Source organism: Longimicrobium sp. (genome assembly GCA_036377595.1).
Lineage (GTDB): Bacteria > Gemmatimonadota > Gemmatimonadetes > Longimicrobiales > Longimicrobiaceae > Longimicrobium.
This window is the reverse complement of sequence record DASUYB010000079.1, coordinates 58,828-79,840: the sequence shown is the minus strand read 5'-3', so window position 1 is coordinate 79,840 and position 21,013 is coordinate 58,828. Positions and strand designations below refer to the sequence as shown.

General features: G+C 69.0%; 14 protein-coding genes. 8 read left to right on the top strand and 6 right to left on the bottom strand.

The window, feature by feature from the left end:
• The first annotated feature begins 798 nt into the window (after positions 1–798).
• On the top strand, positions 799–2,421 hold the full coding sequence (locus VF092_11255) for a hypothetical protein (GenBank protein ID HEX6747860.1): 1,623 nt from the start codon (positions 799–801) through the stop codon (positions 2,419–2,421).
• Positions 2,422–3,186: 765 nt separating this feature from the next.
• On the opposite strand, the gene VF092_11250 is transcribed toward VF092_11255, so the two are convergent.
• Positions 3,187–4,305 (bottom strand): Ldh family oxidoreductase, encoded by a 1,119-nt coding sequence (locus VF092_11250; GenBank protein ID HEX6747859.1) that lies wholly within the window; start codon positions 4,303–4,305, stop codon positions 3,187–3,189.
• Between the two features lie 615 nt (positions 4,306–4,920).
• On the opposite strand from VF092_11250, the gene hppD reads away from it, so the two are divergent.
• The 4 genes from hppD to sbnB all read left to right on the top strand — a co-directional run bounded on the left by hppD (position 4,921) and on the right by sbnB (position 9,596).
• Complete coding sequence (hppD, locus tag VF092_11245) at positions 4,921–6,045, top strand: 4-hydroxyphenylpyruvate dioxygenase (protein ID HEX6747858.1); 1,125 nt, start codon at positions 4,921–4,923, stop codon at positions 6,043–6,045.
• Positions 6,045–7,250 carry a PLP-dependent aminotransferase family protein gene (locus VF092_11240; GenBank protein ID HEX6747857.1) on the top strand — a complete coding sequence of 402 codons (1,206 nt, stop codon included), beginning with the start codon at positions 6,045–6,047 and terminating at the stop codon, positions 7,248–7,250. Before hppD ends, VF092_11240 begins: the two co-directional genes overlap by 1 nt.
• Positions 7,251–7,609: 359 nt before the next feature.
• Positions 7,610–8,596: a 2,3-diaminopropionate biosynthesis protein SbnA gene (gene sbnA / locus VF092_11235; protein HEX6747856.1), complete on the top strand. Its 987-nt coding sequence runs from the start codon at positions 7,610–7,612 to the stop codon at positions 8,594–8,596.
• Positions 8,586–9,596, top strand: coding sequence for a 2,3-diaminopropionate biosynthesis protein SbnB (gene sbnB, locus VF092_11230; protein HEX6747855.1), 1,011 nt, complete (start codon positions 8,586–8,588; stop codon positions 9,594–9,596). Before sbnA ends, sbnB begins: the two co-directional genes overlap by 11 nt.
• 481 nt (positions 9,597–10,077) lie before the next feature.
• On the opposite strand, the gene VF092_11225 is transcribed toward sbnB, so the two are convergent.
• The 3 genes from VF092_11225 to VF092_11215 form a co-directional block, all read right to left on the bottom strand.
• On the bottom strand, positions 10,078–10,665 hold the full coding sequence (locus VF092_11225; GenBank protein ID HEX6747854.1) for a hypothetical protein: 588 nt from the start codon (positions 10,663–10,665) through the stop codon (positions 10,078–10,080).
• Between the two features lie 242 nt (positions 10,666–10,907).
• Positions 10,908–12,365 (bottom strand): hypothetical protein, encoded by a 1,458-nt coding sequence (locus tag VF092_11220; protein HEX6747853.1) that lies wholly within the window; start codon positions 12,363–12,365, stop codon positions 10,908–10,910.
• A gap of 146 nt (positions 12,366–12,511) precedes the next feature.
• Positions 12,512–13,657 (bottom strand): Gfo/Idh/MocA family oxidoreductase, encoded by a 1,146-nt coding sequence (locus VF092_11215; protein HEX6747852.1) that lies wholly within the window; start codon positions 13,655–13,657, stop codon positions 12,512–12,514.
• Positions 13,658–14,368: 711 nt separating this feature from the next.
• Between VF092_11215 and VF092_11210 the strand changes: the two genes are divergently transcribed.
• The 3 genes from VF092_11210 to VF092_11200 all read left to right on the top strand — a co-directional run bounded on the left by VF092_11210 (position 14,369) and on the right by VF092_11200 (position 17,913).
• The gene (locus tag VF092_11210) at positions 14,369–15,415 is read left to right on the top strand and encodes a class I SAM-dependent methyltransferase (protein ID HEX6747851.1); all 1,047 of its coding nucleotides are present in this window, start codon (positions 14,369–14,371) and stop codon (positions 15,413–15,415) included.
• Positions 15,416–15,438: 23 nt separating this feature from the next.
• Positions 15,439–16,485 carry a pyridoxal-phosphate dependent enzyme gene (locus tag VF092_11205; GenBank protein ID HEX6747850.1) on the top strand — a complete coding sequence of 349 codons (1,047 nt, stop codon included), beginning with the start codon at positions 15,439–15,441 and terminating at the stop codon, positions 16,483–16,485.
• Positions 16,486–16,974: 489 nt separating this feature from the next.
• Positions 16,975–17,913 carry a hypothetical protein gene (locus VF092_11200; GenBank protein ID HEX6747849.1) on the top strand — a complete coding sequence of 313 codons (939 nt, stop codon included), beginning with the start codon at positions 16,975–16,977 and terminating at the stop codon, positions 17,911–17,913.
• Positions 17,914–18,245: 332 nt separating this feature from the next.
• Here the strand turns inward: VF092_11200 and VF092_11195 are convergent, their stop codons facing one another.
• Positions 18,246–19,505, bottom strand: coding sequence for a cytochrome P450 (locus VF092_11195; protein HEX6747848.1), 1,260 nt, complete (start codon positions 19,503–19,505; stop codon positions 18,246–18,248).
• A 240-nt stretch (positions 19,506–19,745) separates the two neighbouring features.
• Positions 19,746–20,930: a cytochrome P450 gene (locus tag VF092_11190; protein HEX6747847.1), complete on the bottom strand. Its 1,185-nt coding sequence runs from the start codon at positions 20,928–20,930 to the stop codon at positions 19,746–19,748.
• Positions 20,931–21,013 lie beyond the last annotated feature (83 nt).

The following is a 21,013-nucleotide window of genomic DNA, read 5'->3' as shown; positions in this document are numbered from 1 at the left end:
GCGCGGACGTTGGTGATGGCCGAGCTGGTGGTGGTCGGGATCGGCGACGGGTGTAGTCTCAAGGGCGCGGAGCCGAGTTAGGCATCTGTTCTCCGACTCGGGTGAAATCCGCACAGCGCTGGAGTTTGTCTGATCTGGGGAGGCAGCGTCCAGTTTATTTTCCGTACAGTGTACGGCCGGTGGACCGCTGCGGTTACGGCTTATTTACAGGTGTTTACGGCCTTCAGAAAAGTGAGTGAAGCCGCGGATTCGTTACGGACAGATACAAGTGGTTACAACTCCCGAGCAGGTTGTGGCCCTAGAGGTCGGGGGTTCAAGTCCCCTCGCTCACCCCTTCCAAACGGCCGTCAGAACGTACCTTACGTTCGGCGGCCGTTTCGTTGTTTCCGGTTTTTCCAATTTATTGCCACTCCATTTTCCGACGGATTTGCCTTAATGACACGAGACTCGGGATGCAACCGGTGAGTTGCGTTCAATAAACGACTAAAATCGTTGACTTGGCTCCTAAGGCGACGCACTGTGGGACTGGCCGCCAGTTCACCGCGGTTCGCGCGGTGCCCCCCGGCGAACATCTCTGGCGACGTCCACGCCCATGCGAGGGGGGAACATGCGCCGTCTCGTCCCATCCATCGTTCCGCTGGAACCCGTGCTGCTGCTGGCCGCGTGCACCGACGCGCCCAGAAGATGATAGCGGTCCATGGTCTTTCGAGGTGAGCCGGGCGCGCGATGGCCTACGAGGGCCCTGCAACGGCTCACTTCGGGACGCCGCTCCCCCCACCAACAGGAGGAGTCGCACCAATGACCAGACGAATGTGCCTCGGGCTTGCCCTCTTTGGCGTCGCGCTCGCCGCCTGCACGGACGAATCGGCGACGGGTCTGCCCAGGGAAGGCTTCGGCTCGCGCGCGAGCCGGCCACGATTCGTTAAGATGGCTTTCGGTACCGGCCTGAACATCTCGGACCCGTCGTTCGCGGAGCGCTTCGGGATCATGGCGAACGGCCTGCAGCACACCGGCGACCAGTACATGGTGCCGCTGATGACGCAGGCCGGCATTACGTGGGCGCGCGTCGACTTTGACTGGCCGGCACTCGCGTACGTGCAACATCAGTGGAACTTCGACAGCACGGACATCACCGTGGCGAGGCTCGACGCCGGGGGAATCAAGATCCTCGGCACGCTTGCCTACACGCCGCCGTACGGCCGTGCGGACATGTCGGACACGGTCGACATCGCGCACCAGGTCCCGAATGCCGAGTGGTGGGAGTACTACGTCCGAACGGTCGTGTCGCGATATCCGCAAGTCGACGCGTGGTCGATCTGGAACGAGGCGACCTGTACCGCCCTCTTCAAGGGCACCGGGGCCGACTACGACGTCCTGGTCGCACGTGCGTTACCGATCATCCGCGATGCCGGCAAGACGCTCGTCATCGGCGAGATGCCGATCTCCCAATTCGGGGCTCCCCCGAACCCCGACTCGTGCCTGCAGGCCGCCGCCGCGCGCACGTGGATGCAGGAGCGGCTCGCAGCGCCGGCGGTCGAAGCGGCGGAAGCCGAGGGGTACCGGGTTGTGGTCTCGGTCCACAAGTACGACAAGTACGCGTCGAACGTCGTCGCCACGATGCAGGAATGGGCTGACCCGAGCGTTGTCGACTGGCGCGACGTATGGCTCACCGAGGTTGGGTACTCGGACCCGCTCGACCTGACCGAGGAAAAGCAGGAGCTGAACGCCCGGATGCTCCACGGGGTCTACTACGGGATGGTCCAGGGATCAGCGCCGCTGTGGCAGAAGACGTTCTTTACCCACCTGCACGTCCACGGCCCCACGGCCGAGGGGATCCTCCACCAGGGCATCCTCCACAACAAGTACCCGTCGGGCGGCTCGGGGGTCGACACGCTCCGCGCGTACCACCTCCTGAAGCGCCTGCGGATGGGCTGCCCCCTGTCGGAGGTGTACCTCGGCAGGGTGTTCTGCGTCCCCATCCACGAGCTCGAGCGGTGGGGTGACCACGCCTACGTGCGAGACGAGCAACTGGGCGATACGGCCGGCGGGTACTGGCTCTCGAAGTTCGCGAAGTTCTACCTCCTCCCGAGCGCTCGCGCCGGCTGGCATCCGCTGTACCTCTGCCGCAACGCCAACGATCCCACGGACGCCCCGCTGGTCACGGACTCGGAGATGTGCGAGGGGGTGCTGGACGAGGATGGAGGGCCGGCCGCCTACACGATGGTGCGCATCCTCGGGTGGGCCTCCGACACGCCGCGCGAGGGGATGGTGCACATCAGCGCCTGGCACTCGAGAAGCATCGCGGGTACCGCCGGCGACATCTACGTGACAACGCGATACATGCCCTTCCCGTGGCTGCTGATCCGCAACCTCGGGTACGTGTGGCCGCGCGGCGGCGGCGAAGTCGAGGGCGACTGGTAGCTACGGCACGCGGCTCATTCCCGCGGAGGAGGTAGGGGAGTCTGGACGGCGCCGGGTCGAGTTTCCGGAAGCGCGCGGCGGTGTAGGCGGCCGTGCCCCGCTTGCGAATCGTCGACGTGCTGTAGCGAGCGTCCGATTCGTGGGATAAGCGGTTGGGTCAGCGTGGGTCGGTTCCGCTTCCGGTAGATTACGCGTTTTTACGGTCAGCCACGAAAAAATGTGAGGAAATCTGCGGGGTTTCGTTACGGCTGACTACAGTGGGTTACGGCCGGGAACAGGTTGTGGCCCTGGAGGTCGGGGGTTCAAGTCCCCTCGCTCACCCCTGCTAAGTTCGAGTAGCACGTAAACGGTTGTCAGATCGCGGCTTGCGATTCTGGCAACCGTTTTCACATCCGGCCGCTCGGCGAAATTTGGGCAATTCTCGACAGGTCGACCTGCAGCGTGGTTTTTTCTCTGGTCAGCGAACTGTAACGCCCTCATAACTCATTCTGGTTAGATGACATACGCTTCATGATGGAGTGCTTCGATGGCCTCCGAAACTGCATTCTTGGGCAGTTCTCGCCCATATCTGCAGTCGGGCGAGAATCCGGCTGACCAAGAGCCTACCACAGCCGTGAGTCACGCCGCCTTTTGCCGGGAGCGCGGCTGCTGCGAGGGAACTGGACCTGGTTGCGAGAAGCTCAGCGCGGTCGATCACCCCGCGGCATGAAACGCATACGATGGCGGTCTGAGAATTCGGTCGATTTCGTGTGTTGATCCGCCCCCTCAGCCGAGGGGGACGCCTGTCTGCCGGGCGACGCGCTCCAGCGCCTCCACCACCGGCCGGATGACGGGGACCCCCTCCCGCCGCCGCACCTGTTCCGCGCGGCGGTTGGGATCACCGGGGATCATGGGGCCCGAGGTGCCCTCGGCGGGCCGGGTCGCCCGGAGCGTGCGGATCCAGTCGTCCACCTGGCGTCCGAACTCCGCCGGATCGGCGAACGCGGCCACCTGGAACGCGCCGAACAGGTGCCCCACCCCCTTTCCCACGGTCCGCGCCGGCGGCGGCAGGTGCGCGGGGAACGGCGGCGCGAACGGCCCCCAGCTGGCACCCCCCAGAGGTCCGCAGAGCAGGTCCACCATCGCCCCCAGGCAGTACCCCTTGTGCGCGCCGCGCTCGCGGTCGGACCCCAGCGGAAGGAGCGCGCCTCCGTCCAGCATGGCGTGCGGATTGGTGGTCATCCGGCCGTCGCGGTCTATGGCGCACCCTTCCGGGATGGAGATCCCCCGGCGCGCCGCGTCCTCCACCTTGCCGAAGGCGAATGCGCTGGTGGTGAGGTCGATGACCACCGGCGGCTCCTCCAGCGCGGGGAACGCGATCGCCAGGGGGTTGGTCCCCAGCATCTTCTCGGCGCCCCACAGCGGCGCCACCTGCGGCGGGGAGTTGGTCATCGCCCAGCCGACCAGGCCGCGAGGCAGCGCCTGCAGCGGGTAGTACTCGCCCGCCCCGAAGTGATTGCTGTTCCCCACGGCCACCCAGCCGGTTCCCACCCGCTCCGCCTTCTCCATCGCCAGCTCGTTGGCGCGCGGGCCCACCACCAGCCCCAGCCCGTTGTCTCCGTCCACCGTGGCCGTGGCGGGCGTTTCCCGGACCGTGCGGATGCGCGGGCGTGGGTTGATGCGTCCCTGCGCGAGCATCTCCACGTACTGCGGCAGCCGGGCTACCCCGTGCGTGTCGATGCCGCGCAGGTCCGCGCTGCTCAGCACGCCCGCCGCCAGCTCCGCGTCCGCTGCCGGCACCCCGAACGTCTGCAACACGCGGGAGGAGAACTCGCGCAGCAGCCCGGGCTCGAACGTCTTCTCCGCCGGCGCGGGCGGGAACTTCGGCAGTGCGGTCACGTTCACTTTCGTTTCTCTCTGGTCCCGCCGCCACTCCGGAGCGCCTGGCGAGCCTGAGCGCGGAGCCCCCCCGCTGGCCGGCGGCACGGCGATCGGCCCGTGCACACGTCCGCCGGAGACGCGAGAGCGGCGTAAAGGAGGGTTGAAGCAAGGTGGGATTACTTTCCAGGACAGTTAATCAGTTACAGGACGGTTGATCATTCGTCAACCGGACCCGTCTCCCCGGCGTCCCCAAAAGGCGGTGTTCTCCGGCTGGGCCCCTGCCCGGATCGCCGCGTACCGCAGGTCTCGACCCATTCCTGCCGGTGACCGGGCGTTTTCGGCCAGTCGAGCCCGCAGGGTTCAAAAGCGCCTGTAACAGCGAGATTCCGGGCCGATCGGCTCAGCCGCGGTCCGTGCTCGGCAGCAGGGCTGGCGGGGGGGTAAAGGTTGACGCGGGGGGAAGCGAATGAGTAGAGTACGGTACTCACGGATCTTGGCGGATCACGTGAGGGCATCCATCTTTCCATGACCGCGGCGCGCTGCTGCCGCCGCCGGACTCCCGGCACGACGGCGCCGCGGCGGGAGGCGAGCCTCCACGCGGCGCCCGCACACTCTCCTCTCCCCACCAACGGAGGCGGCATGGCAACGCTCGAGCCGGAAGTCGTCAGGGTCCCCGCCATCCAGAGCGCGCTGCAGCTGGACGGCATCGACCATGTGGAGCTGTACGTGGGCAATGCCTACCAGGCGGCGCACTTCTACCGCAGCATGTTCGGGTTCCGCCCGGTGGCGCGAGCGGGGCTGGAGACCGGCGTGCGCGACCGGCTCTCGATCGTCATGGAGCAGGGCGACAACCGCCTGGTGCTCACCAGCGGGCTGGATCCCGATTCGCCGATCGCCCGGCACGCGGCGTTGCACGGCGACGGCGTGAAGGACGTGGCGTTCCGCGTCAGGGACGTGGACTTCGCCTTCCGGACCGCGGTGCGCCGCGGCGCCAGGCCGGTGTCGCCGCCGCAGGTGCACGAGGACGACCGCGGCCGCGTGGTGCGCGCCACCATTGGCGCGCCCGGCGACACCGTGCACACGCTGGTGGAGCGGCAGGGCTACACCGACACGCTGTTCCCCGGGTTCGAGGCCATCACCGACGCGCCGGCCACCCGCCCCGTCGGGTTCGTGGAAGTGGACCACGTGGCGGTGAGCATGGAGCAGGGGCAGCTGGACCACTGGGTCGCCTTCTACAAGGACGTGCTGGGCTTCCACCAGTCGCACCAGGAGATGGTGTGGACCAAGCACAGCGCCATGAACTCCAAGGTGGTGGAAGACGCCTCGGGGAAGATCAAGTTCCCCATCGTGGAGCCGGCCCACAACGGCAGCAAGTCGCAGGTGCAGGAGTACCTGAACTTCAACCACGGCGCCGGCGCGCAGCACGTGGCCTTCCTCTCCAACGACATCCGCGCCACGGTGCGGGCCATCCGCGAGAACGGCGTGCGCTTCCTGCGCATCCCCGGCACCTACTACGAGGTGCTGGAGGAGCGCGTTGGCGCCATCGAGCCCGCGCTGATGACGGAGCTGCAGGAGCTGGGAATCCTGGTGGACTCGGACGACGACGGGCGCCTGCTGCAGATCTTCAGCGAGCCGATCGAGGCGCGCCCCACCATGTTCGTGGAGGTCATCGAGCGGCAGGGCGCCCAGGGCTTCGGCTCCGGGAACATCAAGGCGCTGTTCGAAGCGGTGGAGCGCGAGCAGGAACGCCGCGGGAACATCTGATGATCGAGACCGCGACCGGCGCCCCTTCGCTGCGGCTGGCGGAGTGGGCGCAACGCTCGGGCACGTCGGCGCTGCAGACCATGCTGTCGGTGGGCACGCGCCCGGGCACGATCTCGCTGGCGCTGGGGCTTCCCGCGCCGGAGCTGTTCCCCGCCGCGGAGTATGGCAGCGCGTCGGCGGCGGTGCTGCACGAGAACCCCGCCGCCCTGCAGTACTCGCCGCCGCACGCGCCGCTGCAGATGCAGGTGGCGGCGCTGATGGCGCAGCGCGGGGTGGCGTTCGCGCCGGAGCAGGTGTTCCTGACCGCGGGGGCGCAGCAGGGGCTCAGCCTGCTCGCCCGGCTGCTGCTGGAGCCGGGCGGGGAGGTGATCGCCGAGACGCTGTGCTACACCGGCTTTCAGCAGGCGGTGGAGCCGTTCTCGCCCCGGCTGCTGACCGTGCCCACGGACCCGGAGACGGGGATGGACGTGGACGCGGTGGAGGCGCTGCTGGCCGGGGGCGCGCGCCCCGCCTTCATCTACACCGTCCCGGACGGGCACAACCCGCTGGCGGTCAGCATGCCGCCGGAGAAGCGGGTGCGGCTGGCGGAGCTGGCGCGCCGCTACGGCGTGCCGATCGTGGAGGACGACCCCTACGGCCTGCTGGCGTACGACGGCCCCCCGGCGCATCCGCTGCGGGCGCTCGAGCGCGAGTGGGTGTTCTACGTGGGGTCGTTCTCCAAGGTGCTGGCGCCGGCGCTCCGGCTGGGGTGGCTGATGGTGCCGGAGCACCTGGTGCCGCTGCTGGCGATCTCCAAGGAGGCCAGCGACATCAACACCGCCACCTTCTCGCAGCGGGCGGCGTCGCGGTACCTGGAGGGCGGGCACCTGCCGGGCCACCTGTCCATGCTGCGCCGCGAGTACCGCCGGCGCCGCGACGCGATGATCGCGGCGCTGGAGAAGCACTTTCCCGCCGGCGCGCGCTGGCGCCGTCCCGCGGCCGGCGTGTTCGTGTGGGTGGAGCTCCCGGACGGGCTCGATGCGGGCGACGTGCTGCGCGTGGCGCTGCAGCAGGGGGTGGCGTTCGTCCCCGGGCACGCCTTCGCCGCGGACGGCAGCCGCACGGGGAGCAACTGCATGCGCCTCAACTTCTCGCACTCCACCCCGGAGATGATCGACGAGGCCGTGGCGCGGCTGGGGCGCGCCCTGCAGACCGCGGCGCCCTGAGCGCCGCACGCCGGGCGGCGCGACCCGCGAGCACCTCGTCTACCGGCGTTGCGCAGGGAATCCAGGCACAATCGAACGTGGGGCGGGCCCGGGCGCTGCCGCATCGGCCGCCGATGCGGCAGCGCCCGGGCCACGCCGTTCCCACGAGCCGCCTCACCCCGTGAGCCCGGCCTGTCAGCCGGCAACCCGGCCGTCCCGCGGCGGCCGCGGGAACGGACCGGTCGCATCCCAGGTCAACGCCAGGACGGCTGATGAACATCAAACCGGCCCCGCCGCTGCACGGGGTGACACTGGCCTCTCCCACCGCCTTGCTTTCCGAGTCTTCCCGCAGACAGGGAGGGCGTGCGAGGCCTCGGGGGGTGCTCTCCACCATCGGCAACACCCCGCTGGTGCCGCTCGAGCGCCTCTTCGCGGGGGTGGGGTTCGCCTGCCACGCCAAGCTCGAGGGGTTCAACCCGGGCGGAAGCTCCAAGGACCGCGCGGCGGCGGCGATCCTGGAGCACGCGCTGGCCAGCGGCGCCGTGGGCCGTGACACCCTGGTGGTGGAGGCGAGCTCCGGGAACACCGCGATCGGCCTGGCCCAGGCCTGCGCCTACCACGGGCTGCGCTTCCGCTGCATCGTCGACGCGAAGACCACCTCGCTCAACCTCTCCATCCTGCGCGCCTACGGGGCGGAGATCGAGGTGGTGGACCGCCCCGACCCGGAAACGGGGGAGCTCCTCCCGGCCAAGCTGCGGCGCGTCCGGGAGATCCTCGACACCGTGGAGGGGAGCTTCTGGGCCGACCAGTACGCGAACGAGGAGAACGCCGGCGCCCACTACCGGGCCACGATCCAGGAGATCCTGGCCGACCTGGCCCCGGCGCCGCTCGACTACCTCTTCGTGGCCACCGCCACCTGCGGCACGCTGCGCGGGTGTGTGGACTACCTGCACGACCAGGGGGCGCCCACCCGGGTGATCGCGGTGGACGCCGTGGGAAGCCAGATCTTCTCGACGGTGAAGCACCGCCGCCTGATCCCCGGCCTGGGCTCGGCCATCCGCCCGCCCCTCTGCCCGGACCCCGGCTCCTTCCGCCCCGTCTTCGTGACCGACGCGGAGTGCGTGGCCGGGTGCCGCCGGCTGCTGCGGCGCGAGGCCATCCTCGCCGGCGGCTCGTCGGGGGGCGTGGTGGCGGCGGTCGAGCGGCTCCGCGGCGAGATCCCCGCGGGGTCGACCTGCGTGGCCATCCTCCCCGACCGCGGCGACCGCTACCTCGACACCATCTTCAGCGACGCCTGGGTGGAGGCCAACCTGGGCGACATCGCGCACCTCTGGAGCGACGAGAAGGAGCCTCCCGTTGCACGGTGACGACGTGCTGGTCCTGGGCGCGCGCGAGGTCGAGGGCGCGCTGCACGGCCGCGAAGACGAGGTGGTCGACGCGGTCCGGAGGGCGTACGAGGCCCAGGCGCGGGGCGAGACCTCGCTCCCGCACTCAAGCTTCCTGCGCTTCCCGGACAGCGAGGAGGACCGGATCATCTCGCTCCCCGCCTACCTCGGCGACGGCTTCCGGCTCGCCGGGGTGAAGTGGATCGCCTCCGTTCCCGGGAACGTGCGCCGGGGGATGGAGCGGGCCTCGGCGGTGGTGATCCTGAACGACCGCGACACCGGCCGCCCGCGGGCGATCCTCGAGGGCTCCATCATCAGCAAGCAGCGCACGGCCGCGAGCGCCGCACTGGCCGCCCGCGTGCTGCGCGGCGGCCGCGCGCCGGAGGCGGTCGGCTTCGTGGGGTGCGGCCCCATCAACGCCGAGGTGGCGCACTTCCTGGCCGTGGCGTGGCCGGAGGTGCCGCGCTTCGTGGTCTTCGACCTGGACGAGGCGCGGGCCCGCCGCTTCGGCGAGGGGATCGCGGCCGGGCGCCCCGGCGCCGAGCTCCGGGTGGCCGCGAGCGTGGAGGAGGTGCTCGCGGCGGCTCCCCTCACCGCCTTCGGCACCACCGCCATCCGGCCGCACGTTCACGACCTCTCCGTCTGCCCGCCGGGGGCCACGCTCCTGCACGTGTCGCTGCGCGACCTGGCGCCCGAGGCCATCCTCGCCCACCACAACGTGGTCGACGACCTCCACCACGTGAACCGGGCGCAGACCTCCATCCACCTGGCCTCGGAGCTGGCCGGGAACACCGACTTCGTCCACGGCTCCCTGGGCGAGATCCTGCTGGGGAGGGTGGAGCCGCCGCCGCACGACGGACGAATCGTCATCTTCAGCCCCTTCGGGCTCGGCACCCTGGACCTCGCGGTCGCCGACCTCGTCCAGCGCGTCGCGGGCGGCCGCGGCGAGGGGGTGCGCATCCCCTCCTTCTTCCCCTCCTGAAGCAGCGCCCGGCGGGTCGAATCTCGGCCTGGTGCAACTGTACAGACGTCGGCAGGTGGCGCCTTCGCATGCCTCGAGGTGAACCCGGTCGGAGAGCCGGATGCGGGAATCCGCACGTCCGGTTCGATGAGCGGGCCGGGGAAACCGGGCATCCACGCCACGGCTCGACTCTACTGATGATGAATCATACCAGGTCCGGGTGAAGTATTGGTGCGTTTCCCCGAATCTCGTGCTGCCGCGATGATAGATCCTTCGGCCTGCAACCACTTGCGCAGACGCTGATTACAGTCTGGCCGGCCTCAGGATGACGTCATCGTGGAACCGATCGGGTGCATCAACCAAATTCTCGGATTTCGTATCAAGCCCTGATTGAATATCTCACGCAGCGCAGAGACGCAGAGGCACGGAGAGAACCACTCTCCGTGCCTCTGCGTCTCTGCGTGAAGACGAGCGGCCTCGTCGTCTGCGGTCGTCGTGCCGCCTACCGCACGTGGACCCAGCCGTACATGTTGGCGTTGACGAAGTGCGGCGTGGTGGCGCAGATCACCAGGTAGGTGCCGGGATTGTGGAACGTGAACGAGAGCACCGGCACCGGTGCCGCCTGGATCGCCAGCCGGTTCGTGGGGTCGACCACGAAGGGGAACCCGGGGATGACCACGAGGTCCTCGGGCCGCGTACCGGGTTTGTAGATCGCCACCCGGTGCCCGGGGAACACCCGGAAGGTCACCTTGTCGCCCGCATTGATCGCCACGGCGCCCGGGATGACCCTGTCCCTGCCGTGGAACGACTCGTCGTGCACCCCCGGGGGGTAAGCCGTGCCGACGGTCGGGTGGCCGAAGAACATCAGCGCCCCCGCCCCGGGCGCGCTCTGCAGCGGCGACTCCTCGGACGGCGCCTGCGCGAGCCACGCATCGAGCGTCCAGTCGTCGGCCGGCGAATCCGTCCAGCCGTCATCCAGCGGCGACTGAACCAGGTCGTGCACGGGCCCCGAAGGGGCCACCGGTGTCACGGACTCGGAGCAGTTCGCCAGGAGCGGTGTGACGAGGAGAAGAGCGAAGATGCGTCGCAAGGGGGCCTCCGGAGAATGGGAAGGGGTGGAAGCGGCGGCCGAACCGTTTCCCGCCGCTCTGTCAAGATGGCCGTCACGCCACACGGTGTCAACGAGATCAATTCCGGCACCGTTCCCTGTCGGGCGCGAGACTCGGCGGGCGCCCTGGCCAGCCCGGGGGTGCCGTCGAGTCGGGGCTGCTGATCGACTCTGGCGCGGAAAGGTCGCAGGACAGGCTGCAACCCCTTTGCAATCCAGCAGATTCAACGCGCGGGTGCCAGTGGATAGGTGCGGACTCCCGGGTACACACGGCCGCCGACATGCTGTTCCGCTTCTACGTACACACCCCAGGGAAGCCTCGCTCCGTCATCCACCGTAAGACCGAAGTGAAGAATGCGATCCCTCGACTCCGCTCCCTGCGACCCGTGTCCGCCACCCACGTGCGAATGGCCATGATACAGGGTGGCCGACCAGCTTCCCCCGATATACGCAGCGTCGCGGCCGCGACGAGCCGCGAGATCGACTCCCCCGCCGAACGCCACGCCGCAGGAAAGGTCCACCCCCGCACCCTTCCCCCAGATGGTGCCCGCCGGCAGGAACACGTAGCTCGGCCAATCGAGCTGCTTCCCATCCGGTCCGTAGCCATGGTCGATGAAGAACGGCCTCGCATCCAGTCCCGCGTTCGCGGCCTGCCCCATCCCGAGCACCTGCCTGAAGAAGGCGGTGATGGTCCGGCGCGAACGCCGGTCGCTGGATGAGTTCTCGGGCGCCGCGATCAGCCACCGGAACAGATCCTGGATGGTCAGGCCGTCGACGAGCACCTGGTGACGGTTGACCACGTAGTCGGCGAGATCGCCGGCCCGGCTCGGAAGACGCGCCTCGATGAACGCTTCGAACTCGGCCGAGGAGAGGACCCCGGACCGCAGCGCGGCCAGTGCCGCACGACCTTCCTGCGCGAGCGCGGCAATCGACGGTGCGCGTCCGTCGGGCCGGACGCCGAGAACGGCGTCGGCAAGCCTGGCTCCGAAAACGAAGGCCCGTTCTCGTGCCTTCACAATCGCGGCACGCTCCAGGACTTCCAGGAACCGGCGGTCCGGCAGGTCGGTGTGAGGGTCGATCGTGTCGTGGGTATCCGTCACCTGCAACGCGAGCGCACGCTCATGGCATGGGCGGAACCGCGTCACGATCTCTTCCACCACCTCCAGGTGCGGCTCGATGTCCAGTGACGGAAGCTCGGCGAGACACTCGGCGAGGCCATCCAGGCACTGCCCGCGCACATCGAGCGTGACCATGCATGAATCGGAAACGATCGTGCGCACGGTCTCCCGAACGGCACTCTCGCCCACCGCCGTGCCGGCGTGCTCACGGCACACGCGTCCGAGCAGGTCGACCAGCCGGTGGCGCCAACGCTGCTTCTCGGTATTCAGCCACGATGTCGGATGGATGTCCGATCTCAGGATCCGACCGAGATTCACCAGGATGCCGGGCGCGTCCGGCCGCGAGCTCACCGCGTCGTAAAGCCGGTCGAGAATCACCTCCCGTACGTCGGGAACGTCGGTCGCGGCGGCCAGCCAGTTCATCCCGAAGCCATTGATGCCGTACACGAGGTCCGGCATCTCCGCATCGTGGAGGAACGGATTCGCACCGCCGCGCAGCGCGGATGCAAGCGCTTCGAGCCGCCTCGCGATCGCGGCGGAATCCCGGGGCGGGGCTTCGTCCATTGTCGTCAGCCGAAAGTGGCGATAAGGCGGGATGACTCACCGGCCGGATCATTCGGCCGTGAGCGTGAGATGTGAACCGATCGCGCCCGGGAGGATGAGCCCGCCGTAAATGCGAACCGGGCGTGCTGCATCGAGGCGTCGTGCCCCTACCTTCGAATCCGTGCGAACGCCTTCGCCTTGTCCATCACATCGATCACCTTCCGATTGAAGGTGAGATCACTGAGCTGCGGGGAATCGGTAATGAATCGCGTATACATGTCGAACAGGCATCGCGCAAGCATGTCGTCGGGCAGCTTCGCGACCAGTGTCTGCTCGGCCGACCCATCGGTATTGTGACCGGAGTACTCGATGATCACGCTGTAGTGGTCGTCTCCCGTGACCGGCAGGAACGCCTCGATGTGCTCGGTGTTGGGAAAGCGCAGCTTCAGCTCCCGCGTGCGTGTCAGCGCATCGAGATAGGAGACGAGGACCGCGATGCACTGATCCAGCTCCAGGACGATAACGCCGACTCCCATGTTCCGGACGACCTGGCAGGGCTCGGTTTCCATCTCCCGATAGTGCATGTGCCGCACGTCGGCGCGAAGCACCCTGTATCGCGACGCCTCGGTGAGGTACAGCGCCGTGGCGATCTGATGCGGCATCTCGACGTCCATGACGGATTCCGGCCGCGAGCGCCCGGACAGCGTCGGAGCTGTCCGCGGCTTCGACATCTCGAATTCCAGGTAGTGGGGCTGCTGTCCCACCTGCTGGATCTTGTCCTTGCAGCTGGCGACGGAGCGACTGTACAGGTACGGGTTGATCACGGCGATGCTGGCGCCCGTCCGATCGGCGATACGCCGCATCTCGTCGACGTCGGCGGTGTTGCCGGCGCAGGGCTTCTCGACGATGATGCGCCGGAATCCGGCCTCGGTCGCGGCGCGCAGGGCCGATGCGTGATCGTCCGCGGGCGTGCAGATGTGCACGATCGTATGGTCCGGATCGATGCCTTTCAGAGCCGCGAGCGAGGTCGCGCAGCTGATCCGCCCCGGGTCGTATCCATAGTCGTATTCGAGACGATGCAGCGCGCGTCTGGTTCCCGCTTCCACGGCGTCGACCAGACCGACGACAGCCCCGAAGGGTGAAGCTGCGGCCCCGTCACGGCGAATCTTCTCCAGGACGGGAATGTGCAGCCCCAACCCTGCCCGCCCCAGGCCGACGACCACTGCGCCCAGGCCCTGAGCAGGCATGGTCACATTCGCGATATGGCTCAGGTCGGCCGGCAGCACCCGGGCCGAGGTCGCCAGGTCAGTCATTTCGCTGCTCCCTTCGAGGCGGGACACCGGCGTGCACCGATGCGCGCCGGTAGACCACCGGGCGAGAATCCGACCGCCGGAAGTGGGTGACGAGCCCGGGTGCGTCGCACGTCGCTACCGCGGGGCGCGGCCAGGTCTCGATCCAGCTCTCCATTTCTCCCGTCCGATCACTGGCGCCTCCGGCTTCCAGAGTGCCTGGAGTGGCTGCCCGGCGCCTCACGCGCGAGCCAGCCCGGGTGCGATGCCGGCCGTCAGCTCTTCACCCGCCGGATTTGGCAAGCTTTGCCTCACCATAAAACACCGGGTCGCCGCAGCATGCGAACGACTTCATTACGCCATGCCGTCCGCCCGGAGCGCACCTTTTGCGTCAGCGTGGAATTTTTATTCCTCAAGTTTAAACGGATCGGTCATCTCCTCGCAAGCACTTATCCGACAGGAAGTAAGAAAGAGCCAATATGCTTCCGCCAAATTTGACGGGAACTGTTGACCCGGGGCAAGCGCCCGGGTTATCGTGGAGGTCCGCGATGCCTGACTGACCCGGGCCGTCCAGCAGGGCAGCTTCGGTGAGCGGGCGGCCTTCGGGGTCGTTTCGCGTCGAGGCTGGTCGTCCTTCTTTGCGGGAGAGCGGCCAGCCTTGTTCTTGCCCCTGTTGGTGATGCACCAACCGATCTTTGCCCATTCATTTGTTCACCAGACGGGCAGGAGCGCGCTGTGGATTACAAGGAGGCGACCGACTGCTTGCTGGAGCCGATCACAACGGCGGACCTGGCGAGTGAACTAGGCGTCTCGCAGGATGCCATCGCGCACGCACGCCTGGATCCCGCCACCCGTGACTTCCGCCCTCCACCCCCGGGCTGGCAGGCGGCAGTTGCCCGCCTCGCCGGTGAACGTGCGTTGCGGCTGCTGAGGCTGAAAACGGAAATGACAGGCGCCCGGCGCGCGGCGAGCGGCACCGCGCGCGGCGTCGCCGTGGAGCGGGCGGCACACCTCATCGTCGACGGCAAGCCCCCCGTGTTGAACGACACGGTCGTCGCGCGGCTGCTCGGCGGCGACATCGAGGCGCAGATCCGCGCGCACGCCGACGAGTTGCAGACGCCGGCCTCGCGCGGCCTGCGCTCGCACGTGGTCCTGCGGAGCCGATTCGCCGAGGATGCGCTCATGGACGCCGTTGCGGACGGCGTCGAGCAGTACGTGCTTCTGGGCGCCGGGCTCGACACCTTCGCGTACCGCCAGCCACCCTGGGCGCACCGCCTCGCGATCGTCGAGGTCGATCACCCGGCCAGCCAGGCGGCAAAGCGCGCGGCGCTTGCCGCGGCGGGGATCGAGATCCCGCCGAACGTGCGCTTCGCCGACATCGACTTCGAGCGCGAGACGCTCTCCCACGGCCTCGCGCGCTGCGGCGTGCACACGGCGAAGCGCACGTTCTTCTCGTGGCTCGGCGTCACGATGTACCTCACCCGCGACGCGATCGAGGCGACGCTGCGCACCGTGCTGTCGTTCCCAAAGCGGAGCGAGATCGTGTTCACGTTCGCACACACGGACGCGGCGGCCTCGAGGCTCGCCGAGGGTTCCGCGTCGGCCGGCGAGCCGTGGATCAGCTACTTCACACCCGATGAGCTCGGAGCGATGCTGCGATCACTCGGCTTCTCCGACGCCGGCTTCCTCTCGCGCGAGGAGGCCGAGCGGCGGTACTACGCGAACCGTACCGACGGGTTCGCGGTGCCGCCCCGCGTGACGATCGCCACCGCGAGAGTGTGACTACACAGGCGTCGGCCGGTCCCGTGATCAACGCCAGCGTGGTGGACGCGCTGGTGCTTCCCCGCCTGGTGTGGCTGCGCCCGAACCTGGTGGGGCTCGTGTTCACGCTGTCGAAGCTGCTCCCCGCGCGCTACATCGTCGCCAGGGCGCGCGAGGAGGGCGAGCTGCGGCCGGGCGGAGTGATCGCGGAGACCAGCTCGGGGACGTTCGGGCTGTCGCTGGCGATGGTGGCCCGGCTGCACGGGCACCCGCTGGAGCTGGTGAGCGACCCCTCCATCGAGCCGCCGCTGCGGCGCCGGCTGGAGGAGCTGGGGGCCACCGTGCACATCCTGCGCGACCCGGGCCCATCCGGCGCCTTCCAGATCGCCCGGCTCGAGTTCCTGGAGCGGATCCTGGCGGAGAATCCGGACGCGTTCTGCCCCCGCCAGTACACCAACCCCCAGAACCCGGCCAGCTTCGCCCCCTGCGCCGAGCAGCTCGCCCACGCGGCCGGCGCGGTGGACTGCCTGGTGGGCCCGGTGGGCTCGGGCGGGTCGCTCTGCGGGACCGCGTCGGCCCTCCGCCTCCTTTCCCCCGGGCTGAGCGTGGTGGCGGTGGACACGCACCGCAGCGTCATCTTCGGCCTGTCCGAAGGCAAGCGCACGCTGCGCGGGCTGGGGAACAGCCTGGTGCCCGCCAACGTGGACCACGCGGCGGTGGACCTGGTGCACTGGGTGGGCGCCGCCGAGGCCTACCACGCCACCCGGCGGCTGCACGCGGAGCACGCGGTGTTCATGGGCCCCACCAGCGGCGCGGCGTTCCTGGTGGCCGACTGGTACGCCCGGAACAACCCCGACGCGCTCACCGCCGTGATCCTCCCGGACGAGGGCTACCGCTATCAGGACACGGTCTACGACGACGCGTGGCTGGAGGAGAAGGGGCTGCGGCTGCACGCTCCCCCCGCCGGGCCGGTGGAGTGGGACCACCCCCACGACGGCGCCGAGGCGTGGTCGTACTTTCGCTGGGGCCGCCGCGAGTACGCCGAGGTGATGGGCGTTCCCCCCGAGCGCCTGGAGCTGGCGTCGCTCTGACGGCGCGCCGGGGCATGGATCCGCCCCGGCCGACGCACGGTTGCGGCTGGCTGCGGACCGACCGCGAAAAAGGGTCCGCACGGACGAACGTGGTGAGTCCCGGTCGCCTGCGCGGCCGGGGAAGGATGCCCGCGAGTCCGGGGATCACCAGCGCCGCGTGAATCCGGGGCCGAACTGCGTCTCCGCGGGGTTCCTGTCCGTGTCGTGCGCCCCATCCAGCTGCAGATCGTGGAGACTTCGGCTGCCGACGCGCGCGGCGAGATTGTCACTCCGAATGTGACTGAACATGCGCGGAGGAGAAGCCGATCGGCTACCGGGTCCGGCTGGGCGAAAGCCCGGCCCCGGCGTCGCCGCACTCCGGTCCGGCGGGCCCGCCGGAGCCTCCGGACGCTGTCGTTCGCACGCCGCGCGGCCCGGCGCGCCAGGCCGGAACCAGCACGGCACCGGCTGCCGCCCGGGCTTTCCTTTCTCCAAAAGAAAGAATCAAGGATGACCCAGACCGACGACGTCCAGGCTGCCTGCTCGGGCTCTCTTCTCGTGAGCATCCCGAAGTCCGGCTCCCACCTGATCCTGAAGCTGTATGGCCGGGCCGGGTACCTGCAGACCGGCGATGCGATCAATCCCTCGGATGACAGGATCCCCAGGGAGGAGATGAAACGAAACCTCCTCCGGAATCCAGCCGTCGCCGCCCTCGTCGACAGATTCCCGGCCCTGGAACCGGACGTCCTCCTGCCCTTGCTGGCGCAGCACGCCAGGTCCGAGAGCATGGGAATAAGGTGGGAAGTGGCGCCTGCAATGCACGAGGTCTGGAGCGAGATACGGAAGTTGAGCGACGAGACCCTGTTCCTTCCCGGGCTGGTGGTCTCCACCCACCTGTTCCCCTGGCAGATGGCCGGCCCGCGGTTCCTGGACGGGTGGCGAAGGACGGGCGCGCCGTACATGGTGTACAACTACCGGGATCCCAGGGCGCAGATCGTTTCGATGATCAGGTTCCTCGCCGAGAGTGACGTCGCCGTCCAGCACCCCCCCGCGCTGGTGTATCGACCGATCCTCCGCAGCCTGGGGAGCATGGACCGGATGCTGTCGTTCGCCATCTCCGATCCGGAGTTCCCGTATCGGAACGTCTACAGGCAGAACAGGTGGCTGCTGTATCACCCGAACGTGCTCAAGCTCCGGTTCGAAGACCTGGTCGGAGAAGAGGGCGGGGGGAGCCGGGCGGTCCAGGCTGCGGCGGTCGAGCGCTGGGCAAGGTTCCTGGCCGTCGACGTCCCGACCGAGCAGCTCACCAGGGGCCTGTTCGGAGGCACGAAGACCTTCCACGAGGGGCGAACGGACTCCTGGCGCGACGTCTTCGAGGAGCACCACCTGAGGGCGTTCGAGCGTGAGTTCGGAGACGTCCTCGCGGACTACGGATATGCCGACGACTGATACCAAGTCTTCGTGAAGTATTGATGCGTCCCATCGAATCTCGTGCTGCCGCGATTATAGATCCTTCGGCCTGCAAACGCTTGCGCAGACGCTGATTACGGTCTGGCCGGCCTCAGGATGACGTCAGCTTGGGATGGGTCTGGGTGTATTAACCAAATTCCCGGATTCAGTATGAGGGACCCGGTGCCGGGTCGGCGCGGGTGGTGGATTGACCGGCGCACGGTTGCGGTTGGCTGTGGCTCGACCCCGCGAACAAGGGTCTGCATGGACGAACCCCCGCGGCCGCTGCACGTGCGGCAGCCGCGGGGGTTCACGTTTCAAGCTGCGCCCGGTCAGGCAGCCGAGGCATGGGCCGCTCCCGCCGCGGGCACCTGCGCGCGGTGGCGGACGGGCATGGACCGGATGCGGTTCATCCACGCCGAGCGGGTGCAGGTCGCGGGGCCGTCCAGCTCCAGCCCGGCGATGCGGTCCAGGTGCGCCTCCAGGAACAGGCGGACCACCAGCGAGCCGATGCGCCCCCCCGGGCAGTAGTGCGGGCCGTATCCGAAGGAGACGTGCCGGTTGGGCTTGCGCCCCACATCGAACACGTCGGGATCGGCGAACGCCTCCTCGTCGCGGTTGGCGGAGGCGTAGCACAGCACCACCTTCTGACCGCGGCGGATGTGGTGGCCCTCGTACTCCGTGTCCACCGTCGCCGTCCGGCGAAAGTAGATCACGGGCGAGACCCAGCGGACCAGCTCGTCCACCGCCACGGGGATGAGCGTGGGATCCTCGCGCAGCCGGCGCAGCTGGTCCGGGTGCTCGAGCAGCGCCCGGACACCGCCGGCGATGGTGCTGGCCGTGGTGTCGAACGCCCCGGCGACCAGCGGAAACCAGTACACCAGGAAGAACTGCTCCGGCGTCATCCCCCGGGGCGCCTCGCCGTGCACCAGCGTGCTCAGCAGCGTGGGCCCGGGGGGCTCTGCCCGCAGCCGGCGGAAAAGGGCGAACCCGTACTCGTACAGCGCTTTGGCGGCCTCGATCATCGCCCCGCTGTGCGGGCGGAAGACCGGGTCGTCCATGGCATTGATGGTGAGCACCCAGTCCCGCACCCGGTCCAGGTCGTCGTCCGGGACGCCCAGGAACATGCCGAAGAGGATCTCGACGGGGACCCGCAGCGCCACCTCGGAGGCGAAGTCGAAGCCGGCGCGGCCGGAGACGTCGTCTACGATCCGCGCGCAGACGGCGCGGACGCGGTCCTCGATGGCCAGCAGCGACGCCGGGGCCAGCAGCGCGGTGGCGAGCGGCCGGAAGCGCGCGTGCTGCTCGGGGCCGAAGGTCATCAGGTTGTCGGCGATCATCGCCGCCGACGGGAACGTAGCCCACAGGGCGCGCGGCAGCGGGTCGGCCAGCAGCGGCGCGCTGGTGGCGAAGCGCTCCGGGTCGCGGGAGATGGACACCACGTCGTGGTGCCGGGTGACCAGCCAGAAGCCGCCGCGCGTCTGCGACGCCTCGTGCCAGGCGAACGGCGCCTCCCGCCGCAGGCGCGCGAACTCGGCGAACGGGGTGCCGTGCACGTACTGATCGGGATCATCGAACCTGAATGCCGTCATCCCCGGTTCTCCTGAAGGCCTGGATCATCCCCACCGCGGCATCCGCGTCCGGACGGCGTCCCCGAGGCAGCGTGGTGTCCTCCGCGTGAACCTGCGTTCGCCCGCGCGGCGGACCACTCTCTCCTGGTGAGCCGCTTCGTCCTGGCGGACGGCCGCGCACCTTCCCGATGCGCATCGCGAGCTCCGCACCGCGGCCGGCCTCCCCGTGCGCCGCGGCCCGGCCGGCGAAAGAGTCTGGCTTCAGCTGCACAGGCACGGGTACGAACGATAGCCGCCGAGGTTGGGGTTCGGATCCCAGACAGGCGGTGCGGACGGATCCGGACCGAGCGTCTCGAAGGTCGCGAGCAGCGTCTCCAGGGCGGTCTGGATCTCCACGCGCGCGATGCTCGCCCCGGGGCAGCGATGCGCGCCGTGGCCGAACGCCAGGTGCGGGTTCGGCTGCCGCTCCCACTGCAGCTCGTGCGGGTCGGGGAAGCGGGCGGGGTCGCGGTTGGCGGCCTCCAGGAACAGGACGACCCTCTGCCCCGTCCGGATCAGGTGTCCGGGGCCCCACTCGGCCGAAAGGTCCACGTCTTCGGTGGCGTGCCGCCCGAGATAGCGGGTGGGCGTCACCATCCGCAGCAGCTCCTCGGTCAGCCGCCGGCTGGTCCCCGGGTTCGCCGCCACCATCTCCCGCCAGGCGGCCCACTCCGGGAACAGCATCGGCACGCCGTCTCCGATCAGCTTCTGCGTGGTGACCCTGCCGGCGGCGAAGGCCCCCATGCAGTTGACGACGAGGTCCTCGTCCTGCTCGAAGGTGCCCGCCTTGAGGAACGCGCTGACCAGGTCGTCGGACGGCGAGGACCTGCGCGCGGCGACCAGCCTCCGGAAGAAGTCGCCCAACAGCATGATCTCCTGCATCCGGATGTTCAGGTAGCCGCTGGTGACGTCCGCCTGGGTGGAGGACCAGCGCGCCAGCTCGGCCACCCGGCCGGGGTCGTCCACCGGGATGCCGAACACCCGGCAGACGGTCTGCAGCGCGTACGGCAGGGAAAAGTCGGCCACCAGGTCGAACCCGCCCCGTGCGCGCAGCGGCTGGAGCAGCCCGGCCGCGAGCTCCCGGATCCAGCCGGACAGCTCCTGCATCTTGCGAGACGACTCCTGCAGGATCACCCGCTGGGCGCCGTGCTGGTCCGCCCCGTCCGAAAAGATGATCTGCTTCTCGACCGCGTCCTGGATGAACGACCGCCGGGCCGGCCGGGCCCTCCCCCCGCTCGCGAAGCGCAGGTCGGAGGTGAACCGCCGGTCCTCGAGGATGCTCCGGACGGCCCGGTGGTCGGTGACGAGCCAGCAGTTGCCGAGCGGGTCGAACGTGATCCCGTCCAGGGCTCTCGCCCGGTCGTAGAGCGCGTGCGGAGCCTGGTAGGCGCCCACCATGGCGGCCATGCTCGGGCAATCGGGATGATCGAGGTTGGACACACGCCCTTCAGGTCTACGGTGAACTGGCCGTTCCCCATCCGCCCGAAGGC

What these genes read in the sequence shown, in the direction of transcription:
- VF092_11255 (HEX6747860.1), top strand. Translation starts at nt 799, where the DNA reads ATGACCAGACGAATGTGCCTCGGGCTTGCCCTCTTTGGCGTCGCGCTC.
- hppD (HEX6747858.1), top strand. Translation starts at nt 4,921, where the DNA reads ATGGCAACGCTCGAGCCGGAAGTCGTCAGGGTCCCCGCCATCCAGAGC.
- VF092_11240 (HEX6747857.1), top strand. Translation starts at nt 6,045, where the DNA reads ATGATCGAGACCGCGACCGGCGCCCCTTCGCTGCGGCTGGCGGAGTGG.
- VF092_11220 (HEX6747853.1), bottom strand. Translation starts at nt 12,365, where the DNA reads ATGGACGAAGCCCCGCCCCGGGATTCCGCCGCGATCGCGAGGCGGCTC.
- VF092_11215 (HEX6747852.1), bottom strand. Translation starts at nt 13,657, where the DNA reads ATGACTGACCTGGCGACCTCGGCCCGGGTGCTGCCGGCCGACCTGAGC.
- VF092_11200 (HEX6747849.1), top strand. Translation starts at nt 16,975, where the DNA reads ATGACCCAGACCGACGACGTCCAGGCTGCCTGCTCGGGCTCTCTTCTC.
- VF092_11195 (HEX6747848.1), bottom strand. Translation starts at nt 19,505, where the DNA reads ATGACGGCATTCAGGTTCGATGATCCCGATCAGTACGTGCACGGCACC.
- VF092_11190 (HEX6747847.1), bottom strand. Translation starts at nt 20,930, where the DNA reads ATGGCCGCCATGGTGGGCGCCTACCAGGCTCCGCACGCGCTCTACGAC.